The organism is Pseudomonas fuscovaginae SE-1 (genome assembly GCF_000364705.1).
In the GTDB taxonomy this organism is placed as follows: Bacteria; Pseudomonadota; Gammaproteobacteria; order Pseudomonadales; family Pseudomonadaceae; genus Aquipseudomonas; species Aquipseudomonas fuscovaginae_A.
The window spans coordinates 1-1,294 of record NZ_AQOH01000227.1; the positions used below are offsets into that span (position 1 = coordinate 1).

The 1,294-nt window shown below is 68.5% G+C and carries 2 protein-coding genes; both read right to left on the minus strand.

What is annotated here, in order from left to right; all coding sequences use genetic code 11:
* Nucleotides 1-386: iron-containing alcohol dehydrogenase (locus K675_RS0119645; RefSeq protein ID WP_017905190.1), on the minus strand; the 386-nt coding region annotated here is incomplete at its 3' end.
* Between the two features lie 77 nt (nucleotides 387-463).
* Nucleotides 464-1,294: acyl-CoA dehydrogenase C-terminal domain-containing protein (locus K675_RS0119650; RefSeq protein WP_017905191.1), on the minus strand; the 831-nt coding region annotated here is incomplete at its 5' end.

A 1,294-nucleotide genomic window follows, 5' to 3' on the forward strand; every position in this document is an offset into this window, starting at 1 on the left:
CGGGCCTGGTCGACGCCGTAGATGGCCGGCAGGTCCTGGTCGCATTCGGGGTGAGCCAGCAACGCCACCAGCTTGGCCACGTCCATGGAACTGCCGCCACCGAAACCGACGATCAGCTCGGCACCGATGTGCCGCGCCCGTTCGACAGCGGATGCGACGCAAGTGTCGCTCGGGTCGGCACAGACCTCGCTGAAGATCGCCACGCCCAGCCGGGCCTGGGTGAATGCCGGCAACAGGTCATCGAGCAGGCCCAGGCGGATGATGCCGGGGTCGGTGACGATCAGCACCCGACGGGCGCCGCGCTGCTGACACAGTTGTGCCAGGCGGGCGGCCGCGCCCGGTTCGCAGAGCAGGTGTGGCGTGGTAACGAAACTGAAAGGCTGCATGTCCCTGTCCCTCTTGTTCTTGTATTCGTGGCACGCGCCGGCGCGCGGCCTGCGCGAACGGCGTCATGGGAAACCGGCTAAAAGGCGAAGTGTTCCTCGCTCATCACCATCAGGCACGGCGCGCCGCCCAGCAGCGCCTCGCGATGGGCACCGGCACGGGGCAGCAGGCGCCGCCAGTAGAACGCCGCCGCCTGCAGCTTGGCCTGGTAGAACGCACGATCCTCCGTACCCCGGGCAAGGGCCGCAGCGGCACACACCGCCGCCCGCAGCCACAACGCCGCCAACAGCACGTAGCCAGAATAGGCGAGGAAATCCACCGACACCGCGCCGATCTCCTGGGGATCATGGCGACAGACATCCAACACGTGCTGGCCCAGGGAGCGCCATTGCTCCAGGCGCTGGCCGACCACCCGGGCCATTTCGACCAGGGCGGGTTCGCGGCAGGCCGCCACTTCGTCAAGCCAATCCCGGATCAGCCCCTGCAACTGCTCGCCGCCGTCGGCCAGCAGCTTGCGCCGGATCAGGTCCAGCGCCTGAATGCCGTTGGTGCCTTCGTACAGTTGAGTGATGCGGCTGTCGCGCATCAACTGCTCCATGCCCCACTCGCGGATATAGCCGTGCCCGCCATGGACCTGCACCGCCAGGCTGGAGACCTCCTGGCCGACGTCGGTGAGGAAGGCCTTGACGATGGGAATCAGCAACGCGGCCCGGCGGCCGGCAGCATCGCGGGCCCGTGGGTCCGGATCGCCGTGTTCCAGATCGAGTTCACGGGCCGTGTACGCCGCCAGCAGGCGACAGCCCTCGACCAGGGTCTTCTGGGTCAGCAGCATGCGGCGCACATCGGGGTGGCAGATGATCGGATCGGCGGCGCGCTCCGGTGCCACCGGCCCGCCGAGGCTGCGCGACTG